This window comes from Echinicola shivajiensis (assembly GCF_018642165.1).
GTDB lineage: Bacteria > Bacteroidota > Bacteroidia > Cytophagales > Cyclobacteriaceae > Echinicola > Echinicola shivajiensis.
In genome coordinates, this window is record NZ_JAHHZM010000005.1 from 288,620 (window position 1) to 311,149 (window position 22,530).

At 39.1% G+C, this 22,530-nt stretch carries 11 protein-coding genes; all 11 read left to right on the forward strand.

Annotated features, from left to right (window positions below):
• Positions 1-81 precede the first annotated feature (81 nt).
• Positions 82-1,143 carry a FecR family protein gene (locus KMW37_RS11420; RefSeq protein ID WP_215224750.1) on the forward strand — a complete coding sequence of 354 codons (1,062 nt, stop codon included), beginning with the start codon at positions 82-84 and terminating at the stop codon, positions 1,141-1,143.
• Positions 1,144-1,303: 160 nt separating this feature from the next.
• Positions 1,304-4,702, forward strand: coding sequence for a TonB-dependent receptor (locus KMW37_RS11425; protein ID WP_215224751.1), 3,399 nt, complete (start codon positions 1,304-1,306; stop codon positions 4,700-4,702).
• A 67-nt stretch (positions 4,703-4,769) separates the two neighbouring features.
• Positions 4,770-6,275: a RagB/SusD family nutrient uptake outer membrane protein gene (locus tag KMW37_RS11430; RefSeq protein WP_215224752.1), complete on the forward strand. Its 1,506-nt coding sequence runs from the start codon at positions 4,770-4,772 to the stop codon at positions 6,273-6,275.
• 211 nt (positions 6,276-6,486) lie between these two features.
• Positions 6,487-8,691 (forward strand): alpha-galactosidase, encoded by a 2,205-nt coding sequence (locus KMW37_RS11435; RefSeq protein WP_215224753.1) that lies wholly within the window; start codon positions 6,487-6,489, stop codon positions 8,689-8,691.
• 26 nt (positions 8,692-8,717) lie between these two features.
• Positions 8,718-10,691: a glycoside hydrolase family 97 protein gene (locus tag KMW37_RS11440; RefSeq protein ID WP_215224754.1), complete on the forward strand. Its 1,974-nt coding sequence runs from the start codon at positions 8,718-8,720 to the stop codon at positions 10,689-10,691.
• 11 nt (positions 10,692-10,702) lie between these two features.
• Positions 10,703-13,729, forward strand: coding sequence for a T9SS type A sorting domain-containing protein (locus KMW37_RS11445; RefSeq protein ID WP_215224755.1), 3,027 nt, complete (start codon positions 10,703-10,705; stop codon positions 13,727-13,729).
• Positions 13,730-14,386: 657 nt separating this feature from the next.
• Positions 14,387-15,412, forward strand: a complete 1,026-nt coding sequence (locus KMW37_RS11450; RefSeq protein WP_215224756.1) for a formylglycine-generating enzyme family protein — start codon at positions 14,387-14,389, stop codon at positions 15,410-15,412.
• A gap of 341 nt (positions 15,413-15,753) precedes the next feature.
• Positions 15,754-16,695, forward strand: a complete 942-nt coding sequence (locus KMW37_RS11455) for a hypothetical protein (RefSeq protein WP_215224757.1) — start codon at positions 15,754-15,756, stop codon at positions 16,693-16,695.
• Between the two features lie 278 nt (positions 16,696-16,973).
• Positions 16,974-19,034, forward strand: a complete 2,061-nt coding sequence (locus KMW37_RS11460) for a glycoside hydrolase family 127 protein (protein ID WP_215224758.1) — start codon at positions 16,974-16,976, stop codon at positions 19,032-19,034.
• Positions 19,027-21,120 (forward strand): glycoside hydrolase family 127 protein, encoded by a 2,094-nt coding sequence (locus KMW37_RS11465; RefSeq protein ID WP_215224759.1) that lies wholly within the window; start codon positions 19,027-19,029, stop codon positions 21,118-21,120. Before KMW37_RS11460 ends, KMW37_RS11465 begins: the two co-directional genes overlap by 8 nt.
• Complete coding sequence (locus tag KMW37_RS11470) at positions 21,113-22,525, forward strand: sulfatase family protein (protein WP_215224760.1); 1,413 nt, start codon at positions 21,113-21,115, stop codon at positions 22,523-22,525. Before KMW37_RS11465 ends, KMW37_RS11470 begins: the two co-directional genes overlap by 8 nt.
• The last annotated feature ends 5 nt before the right edge of the window (positions 22,526-22,530 follow it).

Genomic DNA, 22,530 nt, shown 5'->3' on the forward strand with positions numbered 1-22,530 from the left:
TAAAGTTGAATTATTTTTTAAATTTTTCTGTGAGATTCTCCCATTATTTGGCTCTTCCCTGTAGAAACGCAGCATTGCCAAATGATAGAAAACGAAAAATTAGATGACTTTCTAAAGCAGCCAAGCTTTAAAAATTGGGCTTTTAATAAAGATCCCAAAGATTATAAGCTTTGGGAGGATTGGATTAAAAATAATCCTTCCAAAGCAAATTTGGCGTTAAAAGCAAAAGACATTCTGTTGGAATTAGATATTGTGGGTTCTGAATGGAATCAAGAATTACACGAGGAAACCTATGCCAAAATAAGGCAACGCATTAGCGGGAATGATAATAAAGTCAAGAATATTAATGTCAATGTACATCCTATTTCATGGAATAAAATCGCTGCATCAGTCCTCATATTGATTGCGTCAGGTTTCATTTTATTTTTCGCTGCGAATACATGGCTTAATGGTAATGAAGAAAACAAGCAAAATGAATCTGAAGTACTTGCCCTGAAGGTAAGAAGTAGTCCAAGTGGTCAAAAGCTGAAAGTTAAGTTGCCTGATGGTAGTATCGCTTATTTAAATTCTGATAGTGAGGTCAAATATGGACAAGACTTCGGAATATCCAATAGGGAAATTTTTCTGGTTGGTGAGGCCTTTTTTGAAGTGAAACCCAATAAGGATCTACCTTTTAAAGTGCATAGCAATCAGGTTATTACTAAGGCCCTAGGAACCTCCTTTAATGTAAATGCCTATTGGAAAGACCAAGTAAATGTTCAGCTAGCTACAGGGAAGGTACAGGTTTATCAAAGCTCAGATGAAAATAATGGTGTGATGCTCTTACCTGGAGAGGAGGCTGAGGTTTCAGAGGAGAATATTTTCAATAAGTCATCATTTAATCTAGATGAGGGCTTCTTATGGAAGAAAGGCGTGTTGGATTTTCCGAAAATAGACTTTGATAAGGTGGTCGTTACCCTGGAAAGGTGGTATGGCGTTGATATTGATGTTCAGAATTTTCCTCAAGATGAAAGTTTGAGGGTATCAGGAAGATTTCAAAATAAACCCCTTTTTAATGTACTGGAAAGTTTGTCCTATTCGATGGGATTTGAGTATGAGATTGATCAAAAACAAGTAACAATAAACTTTAACCCTATAAAATAATAAGCGATGAAGGATCCCTGAAATAACCAAAAAAAAGAAGCCAATGATATCTGAAAATACCATTGGCCTATGATGTTGGCAAATAGCTAAGTTTCTCAGGCTAGGACTATTTGCTGATGTTCTAATGCTAATTAATTAACAATAAAACACCCTCTAATTTATGAAAAAAACATTACATGCACTATGTATGATAGGAAAATACTATCTATATGGGTTTGTGTTTCAGCTGCTTTTTCTTAACCTTATTTATGCAGCACCATCTAAGGCGCAGGAATCATTGGATCTCAAAAAAGTCCATCTCAGCCTTGATCTGAATAAGGTTTCACTTGATGAAGCGTTTTCTGAAATTAACAAAAGAACCCAGTTTGAGTTTATCTATAATCCTACTTTAGCCGAGTCTTCTTCTCCTGTTACCCTTCAGGTGAAAAACCAGTCCTTGGAAAATGTTTTGCTTGAATTGGCCAGAACCCACCGCTTGGCTTTTAAGCAGGTAGATAATAATATTAGCGTCAAGAAGATCGCAAGGAATAAAATCTCTGTCAGTATTGAAGTGGACAAAAAAGTCACGGGAACTGTTGTTGACGAGGAGGGGATTCCTATTCCCGGAGTCACGATAGTTGTTATTGGAACAGCTGTGGGTACAATAACAGACATAGATGGTAATTACTCTATTAATGTTCCGGATAATGGAAAGTTGAAGTTTAGCTTTATTGGCTTTGCTAGCCAAGAAGTAGAAGTAAACAATCAGTCAATAATAGATATCGTCCTTAAACTTGACTTGTTAACCTTAAATGAAGTATCGATAGTAGGTACTTCCATGAAAGCGTCCGACCTAACCGGAGCCGTGGTAAATGTTAATGAAGAAAAGCTTAAGGAAAGGCCTGTTACCTCTATTAATGAAGCCTTACAGGGACGTGCTGCTGGTGTTTATATCCAGAACAATCCACAGCCAGGTTCAGATGCGGGAATCAGAATTCGTGGAAATAATTCCCTTCAATATGGTGGGAACCCAATCTATGTGGTGGATGGGATTATCATGGACAGGGATTTTAATATGATCAACCTGAATGATGTGGCGTCCATCAATGTTTTGAAGGATGCTTCAGCAACTGCCCTGTATGGATCCAGAGGGGCAAATGGTGTTGTGGTCATTACTACCAAGAAAGGTAAGTCGGGAGAAGGAAAGGTCAGTTATGAAGGATGGTTTGGTGTTCAGGATTTTGTGAATGAATCATTGACCTTGGGAGCCAAAGACATGTTTGAACTCAGAATAGATGCTTTGGAAAATGCCGCAAATGTAGGAGGAGCCTATTATGCCGCCAATCCTAATGCTAGCAAGGATGATTTTATTAATGATGAACTTTTGGGTCCTGGCAAATTGTGGTTTGCAGACTATGAGATCGAGTCTTATAATAATGGACGTAATTATAACTGGCTGGACGCAGTTACCAGATCTGCCATGCAACAAAACCATACCATCAGTTTTTCCGGGGGAAGTGATAAAGGAAATTACTATTTAAGTTTTGGTTATGTAGATCAGGAAGGGCTGGTAGAAAATTCCGCTTACAAACGCTATACTGGCCGTATCAATGCCGAGCAAAACATCAAGTCTTGGCTCAAAGTAGGAACGAATACGACCTATTCAAAGAGCATGGATGAATTTGTGGACGGTAAGGTTTTTGGTGTAGCAAGTGTAGCTAATCCATTATTGCCCATTAGTACCGATTCACTTTACTTGGCTTGGGGAAACAATTGGGATATCAATATGGAGAATCCCCTTAATTCCTTAAGGATCAATAAGGATAGGTCAAAGAGTAGAATCCTGACATCCAACTATATCAATATCAATCCTATTGAGGGACTGAATATCCGTTCGACTATATCAATGGATGTCATAGACCAGGAATATTATGAATACATTCCTAGTGATATTCAGCAAGCATTCAGGGACTCATTTAGGGGAAGGGCCATTCATAACCTGGATCATGCTTCTAATTACCAGTGGGACAATTCTATTAGTTATGAAAAGCTGATCAATAATAAACACCTGATCAATGCGCTTGTAAGCACCAGTATGATCAAAAATCAATTTAAATACACCAATGTGAGTGCAAGGGACTTCCCAACGGATGATTTTGGTTATTATAATTTAGGTGCAGCCTTCGATAAGGAGAATTTTAATCTTGGTTCCAATTTGGTACAATCAACCATCATGTCCTACTTGGGAAGACTAAATTATGAATATGATAACAGGTATTTGATTACGCTCACCAGTAGGCTTGATGGTTCTTCAAAGTTTGCAAAGGGAAATGAATGGGGTGTATTCCCTTCTGTGGCCTTTGCTTGGAACTTGGCCAACGAGGAATTTATGACAGGCCAATCTTGGTTAGACCAGGCCAAATTTAGAATTGGATATGGTAGTGTAGGAAATCAGAACATACCTGACTATGCCTACTTTAGCCTTTATAACCCGGTTTATTCCAATGGAAATGTTTCATTTAATTCTACTGGATTAAGAGGTACCACAGCATTGACTTGGGAGAAGCAAGACCAGTTCAATATCGGAATCAATGCAGGGGTGCTTAATAACAGAATCCAGTTTACTGCCGATTATTTCAATATCGTCAACTCCAATTTATTGGTAAGAAGGTCGCTTTCTACTTTGACAGGGTACAGAGAGGCAATTGAAAATGTCGGTGAAATGAGAAACAGGGGATTTGAATTTTCTGTTGACGCCAAATTGATCGACCAAAAGGAACTTTCTTGGAATGTTTCTGGCAATATTTCTTTTGACAAGAACAAAATAACCCAACTATATGGGGATGTAGATGCCATATATAGCTTCGGTGGGTTTACAGGAACTGACATCCAAAGAGAAGGAAACTTCTTCCTCGGGGAGTCCATTAATACCATTTATATGTGGGAATTTGATAGGATAATCCAAGAGGAAGATATGGAGTATGTGAACTCCTTATCCCTACCAGGAAAAACCCTCAAACCAGGCGATATACTTCCAAAAGATCAACAAGCAGAAGGAGAAGAAGGTCACGGGGTAATCGATGAAGATGATAGGGTGATTATAGGAAAAAAAGATCCTAAGTTCTATGGTGGATTCTCTTCAAATATAATGTTTAAGAACTTTACGCTAAACGCAGTATTTACTTATTCATATGGGGCAAAGAGAGTTAGCGGATTCTATGAAAGCCTAATGAGTGGAACAGGCTATGGTGCTACACATAAGGATATGCTGGATCGCTGGACTCCTGAAAATACGGATACTAATATCCCAAGAGCAACTTACGACAACCCAAGCAGGTTTTCAGCTGGAGAGACTTCATGGGGAATTCAAGATGCTTCTTACTTAAGACTAGCTACGCTGTCCTTAGCCTACGATTTTCCACAAGAGCTGATATCCAAGATAGGATTGAGCAACTGTAGGGTATATACAACCGGTAATAATTTGCTCACTTGGACAAAATACAAGGGATATGATCCTGAAAATGGTGACTGGTACCCGACAGCAAGAATGTTTGTCCTTGGGCTTAACCTTGGCTTTTAAGGCCTAAGGATTGCCAGTAGGCTCTTTTTGAGCATTGTCCAATTTATATACCTTAAAAAATTAGATCATGAAAAATATAAGCTTAGCTATATTATATACAGCTATACTGTTCATAAATGTTTCCTGTTCCGAATTTTTGGTGGAGGAACCCAAAACACAACTTACCGAAGAACAAGTATATAGCGATGAAGAGAATATTCGATTGTTGATTTCCGGACTCTATCTGCAATGGAGGAATACCAAGCAGGACAGAGGAGGCTTTATGTTCAATCTGGGTACTGATGAAGCCAAACAGGGTGGTCAGCAGGTACAGGAAAATAATGTGCAGGCAGCTCTGGATAAATACAATGGGGCATTAAATCCCGCCAACTCCTCTCTAGCGGAACAGTGGAGTAAAAGATGGCCAGTGGTAAGTGCTGCCGCAAAGGCTATTTATTATGCCCAATCGGATGAATTGAAAGCGCAGGCAGCCTTTATCAGAGCAACCTTAAACTTTGAATTGGCGATGCTTTGGGGACCTATTCCAATTATTGATATCGAGAATCTCCAAGAATCAAGGCAACCATTGAAAGATGTGTTTGAGTTTATTGTTGCAGATCTTGAGTTTGCTGTCGAACACTTAAATGATACTGAGGAGGATCCGAAAATCCCTACTAAGGGAGCAGCTGAAGCATTGTTGGGGAAAGTATACCTTTATGCTCCAATCGAGTCTGAAGTGAGGGATTATCAGAAAGCGATTACTTATTTTGATAAAGCTATTCCGAGATATGGTTTGGTGGATAATTATGCAGATTTGTTCAATACCACCATTAACCAAAATACATCAGAATCAATTTACGCTTTTCAGTTTGTAAATATTTATCCAGATAATAATATGGCACAGCATCACGCTGGTTCAAGAGCTGTAGCTGATGTGGATAATAACACCTATTTCGGAGGATACGATCTTATCCTTCCAACAGCTTATTATCATAAGGATATTGATGAAGGAGGAATATGGGAACCTGGTGATGCCAGAAAATGGGCCAGCATCAGGTATGATTTTACCCTGCCTGATGGCAGAGTCCCTTCCATCACATGGACAGGACAACAGGATGAACTAGAGCCCCATACCAAGAAGTTTGAAGATTCCAGAACACAGGGAGTCCAAAATTTCTGGTACTCTGGTGGACTGATCTATTATTTAAGACTAGCTGATATTTTGCTTTGCAAAGCAGAATGTATGAATGAACTAGGGAGAACAGCTGAAGCAGTACAACTTGTAAATTCTACCGTTAGGACAAGGGCATTTGGAGGAAGTCTTCCAGCTGAATATACTTGGTCTTCCAGTATGTCCCAAAGTGAATTTCGAGATAATATTCTCGATGAAAGGATGAGGGAATTGGGATTTGAAGGTTGGAGAAGAATGGACCTGATAAGGACGGGCAGCCTGGTTGAATTGGTAACAGAAAGGAATCCATGGGCTCAGGCTTCTGGAACCATGGCAGCATATCATAACCTATATCCTATTCCAGAGTCAGAAATCAAGCAAAATGAATTGATTAATGAAGAGGACCAAAATCCTGGCTATTAAAGAAGAATAATTAGTGGGGCCATTTGACAGGGCCCACTAATTATTCTTTTAGAAAATTCCTGTCTTTTGGTGGGGCTTGAGAGGCCCTAAACATCAATATTAGTATTTTGGATGCTTTTAATAATACCTGAAAAATAAGGTAAACGGAACTTTTGTGCCTATTCCCCGACAGCATCCCTACTTAGTTATCTTTAAATTTAAAATTAAACCAATGATTATTTCGGTTAATAGAACCTTCATTGCCTTATTCGGACTATTTCTTGTTGCTTTTGGTAGGGATGCCTATGCCCAGAAAGCGCTATATCTGCCTGTTGAAACAACTAATAATGCGCTGATTTTGGCTGTCTCACCAAAAAATGATCTTAGGGTCGCTTATTATGGGAGAAAATTAAATGATTCTGGCGATTACGAGCAGATCTTAACACAGTATAACCAAACAGGGGACTATTCTGAAGTTTTGGATGCGGCATACACTCCTGCTGGAACCCAGAATTTAATGGAACCAGCTGTTTCTGTCGTTCATTATGATGGGAACACTTCTTTGGCCTTGAAATATGTGGAGCATGAGAGTGAAACAATTGATGATAATGTTTCCTTGCTGCATATTACCCTAGAAGACCCTGTCTATGATTTTAAGGTAAGATTATTTTTCAAGTCCTATAATAAGGAAGATATAATAGAGCAGTGGACGGAGATTTTACATAATGAAAAGAAGTCTGTTAGACTCACGAAATTTGCATCAGGAAATCTATATTTTCGAAATGCCCAATATTATTTGACCCAGTATCAGGGAGATTGGGCCAAAGAGATGAATCCTGAAACAAGTCTATTGACTCACGGGTTGAAAACCTTGGATTCCAAATTGGGAACCAGGGCAAATTTATTTCAGCCTTCTGTATTTATGGTAGCCATGGACCAGCCAGCAACAGAAACTGAAGGAACTGTTTTGTTTGGCGCTATGGAATGGAGCGGCAATTTTAAAATAGATTTTGAATTAGATTACCGTGATAATTTGAGATTGATTGCTGGGATGAATAATTATGCATCCGAATATGAACTCAAGCCCAATGAAGTTTTTGAAACGCCAAAATTCTTGCACACCCTTTCACATAATGGCAAGGGGGAGGCAAGTAGAAATTTGCACTCTTGGGCAAAAGATTATAAAATTCTAGATGGAAATGGCAGCAGACTGACGCTACTGAATAACTGGGAAGCTACTTATTTCGATTTTAATGAAGAAAAACTTTTTGAATTATTAGAGGATACCAAAACGCTTGGTGTTGATCTTTTTCTATTGGACGATGGATGGTTTGGAAACAAATACCCTAGAAATAATGATGATGCTGGATTGGGAGATTGGCAGGCAAATAGAAAGAAATTACCTAATGGGGTAGCCTCATTAGTAAAGGAAGCATCTAAAAATGATGTGAAGTTTGGAATTTGGATAGAACCAGAAATGGTTAATCCAGAGAGCGAGCTGTATCATAAGCATCCTGATTGGGTGATCAAACAACCGAAACGTGATGAGCACTACTTTAGAAATCAACTGGTGCTTGATCTTAGCAATCCCGATGTACAAGATTTTGTTTTTGATGTGGTAGATGAACTTTTTACAGAAAATCCAGATCTGGCTTATATAAAATGGGACTGTAATGCGGTCATTTATAATGCTTATTCCGATCACCTAGATAAGCAAAGCCATCTTTATATCGACTATGTAAAAGGACTTTACAATGTTTTGGAGAGAATCCGACAAAAATACCCTGTAGTTCCGATGATGCTATGCTCAGGAGGTGGAGGAAGAGTGGATTATGGTGCCCTGCAATATTTCACGGAATTCTGGCCTAGCGATAATACCGATCCAATGGAAAGGATTTTTATGCAATGGGAATATTCGTATTTCTATCCATCAATCAGTGTTTCTAACCATGTAACAGAATGGGGAAAGCAACCACTCAAGTTCCGCGTTGATGTAGCCATGATGGGGAAACTCGGATTTGATATTGTTATTGGGGACCTTGAAGGTAATGATCTCAAATTCGTGCAAGGTGCGGTAAAAAATTATGATGAAGTAAAGGATATTATTTGGCATGGGGATCTTTTTAGACTTTCAGATCCAAAGGAAGAAGCAGTAGCCTCATTGATGTATATAGACGAAAGCAAAGATCAAGGTATCATATTTAACTATTTGGTAAACAACAGATATGATCAGGGAAGTAAAAGGCCGATTAAACTTGCTGGGCTGAATCCTAACAAAAAGTATTTGATCAAGGAGATTAATTTGTATCCCGGCAGTACTTCTTATATCAACTCAGAAAAGACATTTTCCGGGGATTTTTTAATGAAGGTAGGCTTTAATCCCAGAGTGAGTAAGGGGAGAGAAAGTGTTGTCCTGAAGATTGAATCAGTTAGGTAATTTATCACACTATATTTATGACTTTTATGAAAGATAAGATAGTATTTCTTTGCTATACCTTGCTGGCATCTTTTCTCTGGTGCGGATGTGAAAATGAGATAGAGAACCAGTGGAAAGTGGCCTCTCCCGATGGGGATTTAGTGACTAGAATTTCTGTGAACGAAGAAGGGAAGCTTAGCTATAGGGTATCCAAAATTAATGGAGAAGTAGAAAATGTGATGCTTGAACCTTCCCCTTTGGGCTTGGTGAGAAATGATGGGCGTTTTGATCGACTGGAGTACACTGGTGTCAAATCTGTGGAAATTGTCAATGAAGACTATTGGCTCAAAACAGGAAAGCAATTAAAGAACAACAATCATTATAATGAGCTGTCCCTTCAGTTTTCTAATGAAGCTGGAAATGCTCTTAATGTGGTTTTTCGTGCTTATGATGAGGGAGTAGCATTTAAGTATGTTTTTCCAGAGAATGGAAATGAGCTGGAATATACTTTGGAGGAAGAGCTTACAGGCTTTGATCTTCCTAGTGGAAATGCTTTTTTACAAGCCTATGATTCTGCTACTGCCTATGCACCTGCATATGAACGAAATTATGGTAAGGCCATCGAAATAGGTACTGATGCTCCAGGAAAGGAAGGGTGGTGCTTTCCTGCCCTTTTCGAAATCAATGGGAATTGGCTGTTGCTGTCGGAGTCCAACTTAAAAGAAAACTTTCATGGATCCCATATTAAACCAAAAGCAACTAACGGTTTGTATGAAATTACTGGCCCGGAAGAAGAGGAAGCATTTGGATATGGCCAAGCAAAGGCGAGTTCCAAGTTGCCATGGGAAATGCCTTGGAGAGTAATGATGATCGGCGAGGAATTGGCTGATATTGTCGAGTCAAATTTGATAAACCACTTAGCTGATTCATCAAAGATTGGCAAGGCGGATTGGGTAATTCCAGGAAGGGCATCTTGGGCTTGGTGGTCAGGTTATCTTGATGGCTCCAATGACTCTCCTGAGAAGCTCAAACATTTTATTGATTTTGCCCAAGAAATGGGATGGGAATATTCCTTGATTGATGCAGGGTGGGACTATAGGCCTGGCTTTAACTTGGAGGAAATCACTCAATATGCAGCAAATAGGGGAGTAGGCCTTTTATTATGGTACAATTCAGGAGGTCCTATTAATAGAGTAAATGCTGGCCCGCGAGATATGATGTTTGATCCTGAAATCAGAAGAAAAGAAATGAAACGGATTTCTGATTTAGGGATTAAGGGAATAAAAATAGATTTCTTCTCAAGCGATAAGCAGGATTTTATAAAGCTTTTTAAAGGAATCCTCAGAGATGCGGCTGAATTTAACCTTCTGGTGAATTTTCATGGATGCACCATTCCAAGGGGCTGGGCAAGAACCTATCCAAACATGATTTCTTACGAAAGTGTAAAAGGATCTGAAGCTTATATTTATCATTCGGATTTTGAGAAGAACTCACCGGTGCACAATACTATTTTACCATTTACACGAAATGTAATCGGTTCTATGGATTACACACCGGTGGCTTTTTCTACCCAGCAGGTTCCCCATAGAACTAGTTTTGGTCATGAGCTGGCACTTTCAGTGGTTTATGAATCGGGGATTATACACTTTCCTGATACTCCTGAAGTCTACCAATCACAACCTACAGAAGTCCTTGAGTTTTTAAAGGCCATTCCGGCAGCTTGGGATGAAACCCAGTTTTTGGGAGGGTACCCTGGTAAGGATGTCCTGATAGCCAGAAAAAAGAACGAAGCGTGGTTTGTGGGAGGTATAAATGGAGAAGATAAGAAGAAGGAATTTTCTGTTCCATTGGATTTTTTGGATAATGAAGAATATGAAGTACTGGTTATTTCAGACGGAAAAGATCCTAAGCATTTTGAAGTGAAGAGGGAAGCATTAAATGCGGCTAATGAAGTGATAGTTGATGTGCTTCCTTTCGGAGGATTTGTAATGAAGATCATTCCTTCCAATAATTCGAATTAAATCATTGACCAATGAGCAATCTAAACCTATTACAATTGTTGACCATAAATGCCAATATACTCGGGAAGCCAAGGGGAATTCCTGAGTGTTTTTCAAAGGTCCTTTTCGAAAGACTATGCGTTCGGAGTTTCCTTTTGATTGGTCTAGTAAGTTTAATGGCAAATCAGGTCATTGGCCAAGAGTATGGTCTGGAGTTCGAAAATGGTTCATTATTAAACGGTGCTTCAGTACAACAGTGCAGCTCATGTTCCAATGAAGGACAAGTTGGCAATATTGGTGGAACAGATAATGGAACTGTTGTAAATACTGTTGAGGTGGATAAGGCAGCGGATTATGAGCTTACTTTATATTACAGTTCGGGAGATCCCAGATCAGTTTTTTTAACTGTCAATGATCAAAACCCTATCCAGGTTAACTGTGCCGCATCTGGAGGTTGGTCCACACCTGGGAGTACTACGGTATTGATCAGGCTGGAAGCTGGATCAAACACTTTGAAGTTTGATAATCCAAGTAGTTGGGGCCCAAACTTGGATAGGGTAGAAATATTGTTGGGAAAGACCTATAGCATTTCAGGGAAAGTGACAGGTCAAGAAGGTGGAATTGCCGGCTTGGAAGTTCAGCTAAATGGGTATCTGTCATCCAATGTATATACTGATGAAGACGGCAATTATTCTTTCGCAGATCTACCGGCAAACAGGAATTTTACCATTAGCCCAAGTTCGGAAGATAATCAGTTTGTTCCAGTGTATTTGAGCTATCCAAAATTGGAAAATGATCAAGTTGATCAGGATTTTCAAGCTGTTGAACATTGTACTGATTGTCATTGGGACTTTGGTTTTGGAGATAATGGACGCATAATTTACGATTCGGAAATCGGAACTTTTGATATCCAGCTAGGTGATGATAAGATTCTAGAAAATGTACTAGCTGAGGTGATTAATAATGATATTCGAATAGGGTCTCAAAATTTTAGTACAAGAACTGTAAAAGAAGAAGAGTGGTCAGATGATCTAGGAAGTGGGCATAAGTGGATAGTTTCCCATATCGATGAGCATCTTCCGACTATGAACCAAATATTTTATTGTTACGAGAATAAAGACTTTATACTGTTGGAGGTAGAGCTGGAAGGGGAGAATCTAAGCAGTAACTATATGGCTCCGATTGTTACCAATACTGGGGAAGTACCTGGTGTAGGAAGTATGAGAGCGCTTTCTATTCCATTTGATAACGATGGTTTTGTTAGGTACCAATCAGAAAGGCTTCTTCCTCAGTCTAGAACTGTAAGCTCTGAGGTAACGGCAGTCTATGATAATGTGACAAGAAGGGGATTAGTGATCGGTTCTGTAAATCAAGAAAAGTGGAAATCCGGAGTCATTGTAAATGGCCATGACAACCATATCACAGAACTCATGGTTCATGGGGGATTTTCCGATCCAAATATCACTAGGGACCATAAGGAACACGGGAAATTTGAAGGAAATCAAATCCGCTCTCCCAAAGTAATGGTAGGCCTTTTTGATGACTGGAGGGATGGAATGGAGGAATTCGGAAAAGCCATTGTGACTGAGCAGCCCAAATATGTTTTTGATTGGGTAGAACCAACACCTTTTGGCTGGAATAGCTGGGGGGCAATCCAGACAGATTTGAGCCTTGACAAAGCTAAAAAAGTAGTGGACTTCTTTAATGAACAAGTTCCTGGGTTTAGAAGTGGAGGCACTGCATATATTGATTTGGATTCGTATTGGGATAATATGGTAAGTGGAGGATTGGAAGGTGATTTTAGTAAACTGATAGAATTTGTTAGGTACTGTAAAGACAGGAATTTGAAAGCCGGAATTTATTGGGCTCCCTTTGTGGATTGGGGAAAAAGCAATAGGAAAGTAGAAGGCTCATCCTATGAATATAATGAGGTATGGACGAAGGTAAATGGAGGTTATCATGATTTTGATGATGCCAGGGCAATGGATCCAACACATCCAGCAACTAAGCAAAGAATTGACCTGGTCATTGATAAATTCATCAAGTGTGGCTTCGAGATGGTGAAAATTGATTTTATAGGACATGCAGCTGTTGAAGCAGATTCATTTTATGACCCTGAAGTGAAAACTGGTATGCAGGCATTTCACCAGGGAATGCAACATTTGATTGATGCAATAGATGACAAGATGCTTGTTTATGTCGCTATCAGTCCAAATTTAGCAACCGGTAGGTATGCTCATTCCAGAAGGATAGCCTGTGATGCCTATGCTGATATCAATGCAACAGACTATACCCTCAACAGCACCACATATGGTTGGTGGCAAAGTGAAATCTATGATTTTATAGACGCAGATCATATGGTGTTTGGCCAAGCTTCATTTGGAGAGAATAAAGCAAGGTTCAACTCCGGAATTATCAATGGCACACTTATAACGGGAGATGATTATTCCAAATCTGGTCCCTGGACAACAACTGCTGTTAATTTACTTCAAAATCAAGAAGTACTGGATATTGCTAAAGATGGTAGGCCATTCCGCCCCTTGGAAGGGGATAGTCATTTGGGAGCGAGTGAGGTATTTGTAAAAGACATGGATGGACTAAATTATGTGGCTATTATCAATTATGGGGGTACTAGCAAAAATTACAATATCTCTTTGGAAAGACTTGGGATTCCTAATGGGGAATACGCAGTAAAAGACTTGTATTCTGGGAAATATAATTTGGTTACCAAAGGTCAACTTGAAATTCAAGTGGGCGCAAAAAATGCAACCTTGCTTAGGTTTGATGAGGGTTTAATAAATGCAACTCCTATTGAACGCAAGGACTCTAATGCATTGATCTTTCCAAATCCGGTGTCGGACCTATTGAATATCCGTTCCGATTTTGATATCAATAAAATCAAGCTTTTGGGACTCAATGGGGAGATTGTCCTTGAAGTAGAAAATGTTGATGAAAAAAAATGTGAGGTTAATATTGAGCATGTCGGTAAAGGGATCTACATAGTTTATTTGGAAGGATTCAATGGATTAGCTGAAATCCATAAGCTCATTAAGAAGTAGAAGGCCACTTCCTCTAAGTCTTTATGGATATTCTAGAGATGGCCATTTAATCAAACTGGCAAGAACTAAAAAGATGCTTGTTTTTAAGAGGGGGATTTGTGGGGAGAAAAGCAAAACCCTTTGTAAATCATTTGTTTACAAAGGGTTTTTGGTGTGGAGCTGGCGGTATGTGGATCGAACTCTTTTTGGGATGAAATGGAAATGATAGAGAAGCTTATGGTTTTGGGGAAGTTTGGAGAGGAGCCACTATAGTTTGTTGTAAACGTAAGGTCCTTTTATTCTTACTCATTGGTGTGTTTTAAAGGTGAATAATCTTCTATCTTAATTTCATCTATTGATCTGTCGACCATTGCTGAATTAAAAGATAATGACCCCTTGTAATCAAATGCCAGAAAACGATGAATAGAAAGAAGGATGTGAAAATAAATTATTACAGGTATAGTTATTTAAATGCCCATATTTTTTAGTGAATACCTTTAATTAGTAAATAAAAGAAAATGAGAGGAATGTATTGATAAATAAAACTCTTTTGAATAAAAATTGTGGTAAATTGAAAGATTTGTCAGAACCCCTTTTCCTCTGAATATTTAATATAGCGTTTGTTTTATTACAAATGTTAATATGATAAATTTCAAAGTTGTAGCTTACAGTTTCTTCATGCTTTTAACAATTATAAGTTGTGAAGAGGCTTCTATAAAATCTGACTTTTCCAATAGAAATGATAGTGAATCATTAGTTGATTTGTCAGTCAAGAGAAAGGGAATGGTCTGGGTAAATGGTGGAGATTTTTATATGGGAACTAATGATAAAAATTCCTATCCTCAGGAAAGACCAGCTATAAAAAAAATCGTCGAGGGGTTTTGGATGGATCGGACTGAAGTGACCAATGCAAGTTTTAAAGAATTTGTTTATGAGACAGGATATATAACAGTAGCGGAAAGGAAACCAGACTGGATGGAATTGAAGAGAAACCTCCCAGAGGGAACAAGTAAACCAGATGATTTACTAGTACCAGGCTCTCTGGTGTTTGAAATGCCTGAGGATTCAGTAGGTTTGAATGATATATTATTATGGTGGAAATGGGTGCCCGGAGCTAATTGGAGAAATCCTGAAGGTCCTGGAAGTAATATTGAAAACAGAATGAACCATCCTGTTGTCCATATTGCCTTCGAGGATGCAGAAGCCTATGCAAAATGGGCTGGAAAGAGGTTGCCTACTGAAGAAGAATGGGAATTTGCTGCTAAAAGTGGGAAATTAGAAAATTCTAGGTATGCTTGGGGCAATGAGTTTAGACCAAATGGAAAAATCATGTCAAATACCTTTCAAGGAAATTTTCCCTATGAAAATTGGGTAGAGGATGGTTTCGAAGCAACAGCCCCTGTGATGCAGTTTCCTCCCAATGCTTTAGGACTTTATGATATGATAGGCAATGTATGGGAGCTTACAGCCGATTGGTATGATGCCCTTGCCCTTATGCGAATTTCCAGGGATCTTCCCGCACTAGATACTAACTTGTCTAAATGTTATAACCCTGAAAACCCTAACGCCATTGAGAAAGTGATTAAAGGAGGATCATTTCTATGTGCAGATGATTATTGTGTGAATTATAGGCCTAGCGCAAGGAGAGGGCAAGATATTTATTCTGGCACCTCTAATATTGGATTTAGGTGTGTTGCCAATTGAATCAAGTTAATTTCTAGAAATAAACACCCCTCTTTCAAATATACCGCCCTAAACTTCTGCTAAATTAAAAGTAAGAATGAGAGGAAATTTAAGTTAAAAAAAAAATATGGCATGTCACCTTTAAAATAGTCATAGTGGAATTGATACCAAACGCTGATTGTGGGATAGATGGAGAAAGTATGCCTTTATGAAAATATGAATCTGTCAAAATGCCCAATGATATTTTTGAAAAGCCTGTAATACCGAATACTCATATATTTTGAATAATTATTCATAAATGGATAGTCTTTTTTCATAGAGATTAGGGTGTTAATTTATTTATAACCCAAAATCCATTTATTATGAATCTTTTAAAAAAGTGGGCCATAGCGATTGTGTTGGCTTTATTGAACTTTTCCTGTTTGTCTTCGGGTAGCGAGCCTGTTGAAGCGAATCAAGTTTATGCTGCTGCTGCCAAGTTTTCGGTTGAGAAGGAATACAAAGGCAATCTTGAAATTGTACTGGGTGATGTAAAACAGGCCTTTATCAAGGAGAAACTCTCAACTAAGGAGCAAATTGAGAATTTGGTAAAGGGGTTCAAGTACGAATTCAAAGTGGATGGGATTAGAATTCCAATTTTTCCGGAAGGACATATGAAAAAAGAACAGCGTTTTCTTTTACATTATTTAGTAGCCAGATGCAAGGCTGAAAAATTATTGCTTTTTGCCAATCCTGCAAACCATTTGGGAGGGGTAAGAATTGCTAACGGAGATTTAAGCAATACAAACTCAGTAAAAGGTGACATGGCCAAAAGTGATCAACTAATCCAAGTAATAAAAGATTTTTCGGAAGAGTACGAAGTTGATTTTATCTCTCCATTTAATGAGGATAACAGTCCTGATGGAGCATGGACTGTAGCTCAAATCAATGATATTTATGCTAATTTATATGAAAATGTAAATGGTGCCCAACTTGTAGGATCTGATGTATGGGGGATTCCTGCCGGAATAGAGTATTTGGACAAAACAGATATCCTTCAATATGTAGCCGTGTCCACCACCCATAACCTAGGTTTTAACCATGGAAGATGGCAGGAGTTTATCAACAAATCTAATGGCCTTCCTGTTTGGGATTCCGAAACCAATATGAATAAAAAATTCCCTGATAGAGCCAGAAGGATTGAAGCAGCTATTAATAATGGAGTAGATGGCTTAGTGCTTTATAATTCATGGAATATGATCAATTTAAACACTGGAGAGATTGGACCAAATGGACAGCAATTCAGGGATTACTATTTAAAATAAAATATATCTACAAAGAGTATGTGGCCTGACATTTTTGAAGTTAAAAGCATCTCAAATGGCAGGCCTTCTTGTGTGTTTTTTGCAATTTAATATGATCGAAATCATTTGGATAAAATGCCAGTTCGATTGACAAAGGAAATAAAATACATTCTTAATCCACCTATTTCAGCAATGGCGCACCTTTGATGTATAATTAATATTCTTTGATTAAATTTTAATAATGAATAAAATCTCTTCAGATTAATTTTGAGATAGGTTCTAAAAACAGTTTGCCCAAAATGAGTTACCAAAAGATCGGTTTGATAATATTTTTATTTCTTGTTTTTGCATGTTCAAATCCTAAGACTGAATCCAAGAAGTTTCCAAACTCATCTCTCCAAGAAGTATCTTTCGAAGAGGTGGTTTTAAAGGACGATTTTTTTCAACCAAAAGCTAAAGTGGTGGGAGAAGTCACTATTCCCCATCTTTTGGATATTGCCGAAAATCAGGGAAAAATAGATAACTTCAGGATTGTGGCTGGCGAAAAGCAGGGAAAGCTATCTCTTTATAATGCACCGGATTCTGATGTGTATAAATTAATAGAGGCTGCAGCTTATTATTTGCACCAATTTGAAGACCCCGATCTTGAAAACCGCATAGATGAAATTATCAGGGTGATTTTAGCTGCCCAAGCTGAAAATGGTTACCTGCATACTCAGTATATGTTGGATTTTGATGATCCGGCAGCTCCCTCCAGGGACAATAAGAAAGTAAAGACTTTCGGATTTGGACCCGAAAACCAATGGGAGTCGCTCAGTGACAATTGGCCTTTCGCCTACAGCCAGCTTTATTGCGCAGGTCATTTAATGGAAGCTGCTGTAGCTTACTACCGTGCTACAGGCAAAAGGGATTTTTTGGATGGAGCCATTAAGTTTGCTGATTTGATTGTTAAGGTGTTTGATGAGGAGAAGGTAAAAGGATACGCCGATCATCCTCAGGTAGAAATAGGTTTGATGAAAATCTATGAGTTAACTGAAGACAAACGATATTTGGATATGGCTGACCTTTTTAGCCGCTATGTGCGGTTTAGCAGACCCGTGGATTTACATCAGGAATTAAATGTTTTGCCATTGCAGGAACAAACCCAAGCCTATGGGCACTGTGTTCGCACAGCCTATATTTATTCAGGAGCTACCGATGTGGTAAGAGCGAAAGGAAGCGATGATTTAAAAGAGGCCTTAATGGCTATTTGGGAGAATGTGGTTTCTTCTAAAATGTATGTTCATGGGGGAACGGGTAATGGTACTCATGCCGAACAACATGGAGAATCTTATGATCTTCCCATTAGAGCAACTTATTCTGAAACATGTGCTAATATCGCCCAAGGGCAATGGAACCACCGTCTTAATCTTTTGACAGGAGAGGGCAAGTTCCACGATATAGTGGAAATAGAAGCTTTTAACTCGGCATTGTCTGGGATAAGTCTGGACGGTAAACACTATTTCTATTCCAATAAACTAAACTTGGATATGGATAATAGGAAGAACCAGCACACCGGGGTGAGAAGTTCTTATTTGTTTTGTTGCCCTTCAAAAGTCCCCGGCTTCGTAGCAGGCATGGGAAGGTGGATATATGCAAAAGGCAATAATGAATTGGTAATTAACCAATACATAGGTAGTGAAGTGAAAACCACCCTTTCCGAAGGGGAAGAGATTTCCCTGGAATTATCAACTGATTATCCATTTGGGGGAGAGGTCAAAATTCATATTAACGAGGCACCAGAAGGAGAGTTAAACCTAAAATTGCGTATTCCTTCATGGAACCGAAGCCAAGATTTTATTCCCAATAGTCCTTATAAATTTAAAACACCTAATGAAAATAATGGAGGTTTTGAATTGGCCATTAATGGGGAAGAAATTAAGTTGCCAAAACAGGAAAGTGGATATTTGATATTAAGTAGGGCATGGAAAAATGGAGATGAAATACAGCTTTTATTCAACATGCCTGCCCGTAAAATATATACTAGTCCAGAATTAAAGGCCAATTCTGGTAGGGTGGTACTTTCCAAAGGCCCACTGGTTTATACTCTTGAAGGACTGGATAATGATTTTGACCTGAGGGAATTTGTCCTTCCAGCATCCCATCAAATAAGCAGTCAATATGATCCTGAAATATTGGGAGGTACCGTGGTGCTTTCTGGTCATGGAATAGCAGAAGGTAAGGAAGTTGAGTTTACAGCTGTTCCTTATTATTTATGGCAAAATAGGGGTGTTTATCCTTTAAGAACAATAGTCGTGGAGAATCCGGAAAAGGTCCGTGAAGAAATTGAAAAAGAAGAAAAACTCAATACCAATGGTTAATCAGTTAAATACTAAATATTGGTTAAATCCTTGTTTTGGCTTCGTTCTGGTAATGATGTTTTTTTGGGCTTGTTCAGAAAAGAATGCTCCAGAATCCAGCAAAGATGAATTGTACCCTTATGCAGTATTTCAAGCAGTTCCTTTCAGTGAGGTAAAGATCAAGGATAGTTTTTGGAGTCCAAAAATTGACACTATAGCCCAAAAAACGCTTCCACTTGTCTGGAACTTGGCCAAGGCCCAGGGACGCATGGAAAACTTTAAAATTGTGGCTGGTCTGTCAGATAAGGAATACGCCATTCGAAACAGCCCCGATGCCCCTGTTCATAAGTTAATTGAAGCAGCTGCATATACTTTAACCAATGCGGAAAATCCAGGTTTGGAAGCTGCAATCGACAGTATTATCCATATAATGGAGTTGGCTCAATCTCCAAACGGTTATCTCCATACCCAGTTTATGCTGGACAAGGATGATCCTCGGGCACCCACCAAAAAGAAGGCCATCAAAACTTTTGGTTTTGGAAAGGAGGATCAGTGGAAGTCAGCATATACGGAATGGCCCCATGGTTACAGTCAGCTGTTTACTGCTGGACATATGTTTGAAGCGGCTGTAGCATATTATAGGGCCACTGGTAAAAAAAGCTATTTGGAGATGTCCATAAAACTTGCGGACCATTTGCTTGACAAATTCCAAGATGAAGAATTTCTAAAAAACTATGCTGATCACCCGGAGGTGGAAATAGGCTTGATGAAATTGTATGAGGTGACAGGCAAGCAGGAATATGTGGGTTTGGCGAATAGGATCAGCCGTCATGTGAAATTTGTTCGGCCAGTGGACCTCAATAAAGAGCAAGCCATTTTGCCATTAGATCAGCAGAGGGAAGCTTTTGGACATTGCGTGAGGACAGCTTATGTCTATTCAGGGGCTACTGATGTGGTGATGGCCACTGGGGATAAGGAACTGGAAAAAGCCATGCACAGCTTATGGGACAATATTGTGGGCAAAAAAATGTATATCCATGGTGGAACTGGCAATGGCTCATCAGCTGAGCAACATGGTTTTGATTATGATCTACCCATTTATCCAACCTATAGTGAGTGCTGTGCCAATATTGCTCAGGGCCAGTGGAATCACCGTATGAATTTATTAACAGGGAATGCTAAGTATGCAGATTTGTTGGAGCATGAAATGTACAATGCCGCCCTTTCGGGAATCAGTCTTGATGGACAGAAGTTCTTTTATTCCAATAAACTTAATGTAGGTCTCGAAGGACGGAAAGGAAAACACGGAGGTGTTAGGGAAACCTATTTCTTTTGTTGCCCCTCTAAGCTTCCGAGCTTTGTTTCAGGAATAGGGAAGTGGATTTATGCTAAATCACATAATACTTTGGTTGTAAACCAGTACGTAGGTAGCAAATTGGTTACCAGGGTTGGAAAGGATGATTTTAGAATGAAAATGAAATCTGCTATCCCTTGGGAAGGAAGCGCTGAACTGACAATTGAACAGCCTACTTCAAAGGAGATGACCCTTAAGCTGAGAGTGCCAAGTTGGGTGAGATCGAATCAGCCATTTCAGGATGGACTGTATTATTTTGAAAGAGATTACAAAAACCAATTTGCCATCATGTTAAACGGGACCGAAATGTCTCAGCCGAAGATTGAGGAAGGTTATATCAGCATTACCAAGAAATGGAAAAAGGGAGATCAGGTCACTATTTACTTCAATATGCCTATTAGAAAAGTACTTTCAGATCCCAAACTTGTCTTCAATAAGGGGAGAGTAGCCTTGATGCGCGGTCCTTTGCTTTATTGTTTAGAGGGGGCTGACAACCATTTTGATGTTACAAGGTTCGTGCTTAATGAAAACCAAGCTGTGGAGGCAGGTTATGATGATGATCTATTGGGAGGAACTGTTGTCTTGACCGGTTTAGGTAGTGTTGCTGACGATAATGTGAATTTTAAAGCCATACCATACTTTTTGTGGCAAAACAGAGGCATCCATAAAATGGCTACCCTTTTGATTCGAAATCCTAAAGAAATCTATCAAGAAGATGATTCACTTAATAATGAACACAATACGAATGGCTAAAGTTAGAATTATCCAAAATAAGGGTTTTAGGAGTTTATGGTATGTCTTTGTTCTTCTGTTGATGGCATCAAATGAGCTGTTAGCTCAAGAAAAGACCAATGTAATCGTGTTTATAGCTGATGATCTAGGATGGGAAGACATAGGTGTCTATGGAAATCCTTCAGTTCATACACCTAATATGGACAGACTGGCTAAAGAGGGGATGATGTTCAACCGTTTTTTTCTAACAGCAAGTTCTTGTAGCCCAAGTAGATCAAGTATTTTGACAGGCTTGTATCCTCATAGTACAGGGGCGATGAACCTACATGAAAATATGTCTCCAGATGTTCCATTATTGGTGGAGCCCCTTAAACAGGTAGGCTATTTTAATATGCTTGTGGGCAAATCACATGGAACGAATAACAAGGATGTTTTGGGGAAATTCGACTATGTGGACAAGGTAAACTGGGCCAGGCCTTGGGAGATGGGGAATATGTGGTTGAGGGCGCTGGAAAACCGACCAAAAGATCAGCCTTTTTTTCTATGGGCAGCATCCATAGATCCTCATAGACCTTTTGGCCAAGGGGAATATCCTTATTTTCATGATCCGGATAGTATTATGCTGCCATCTTATTATCCAGACCTACCGGAAATTAGAAAAGAACTGGCTGAATATTATGATGAGATCAGCCGTTTTGACCATCATATTGGAATGGTGCTGGATCAATTAGAGAAAGAGGGGATTCTAGAAAATACCTTGATCATAGTTTTAAGTGATAATGGAAGGGCATTTTCTCAAGCCAAAACCAGAATAAATTCTCCTGGCTTGAAATCACCCCTGATCATCAGGTATCCCAAAATGATCCATGCAGGCAGTGAATGTAATGCCTTGGTAAGTGCAGTGGACTTAAGCCCAACCATTTTAGACTTTGTAAATACCGCTGAGCTACCAGGGGCCCAAGGCAAAAGCTTTTTGTCTTTGTTGAAGGGGGAAAAAGATGTTTTCAGGGAATATGCCTATGGGGAACATAACTGGCATTCCTTGAAGGCTTTTGAAAGGGTGGTCATCACCGATGACTATATGATGATAAAAAACTGGCTACCAGAATTTGAAGCTTCCGGTCCCGGAGATGTGGTTCGAGAACCTTCCTATCAAGCTATGAGGAAATTGTTTGAGCAAGGTGGGTTAGCAGAGAAATTTTCAGACTCTTTTATCAGTCCCAGACCTGCTATGGAATTGTTTGATTTGAACAAGGACCCTCTGACCTTGTACAATTTGGCTGGTTTAAGTGCTTATCAAACCGAGCTAAAAAGCTTGGTTGCCGAGTTGGAAAAGTGGATGAAAAACACCGGTGATGAATTCCCTGGAGAAGCTGCATTGAAGGGGGATTTGATCGATAGGAGATCAGGACAAAAACTGGATTAGACATT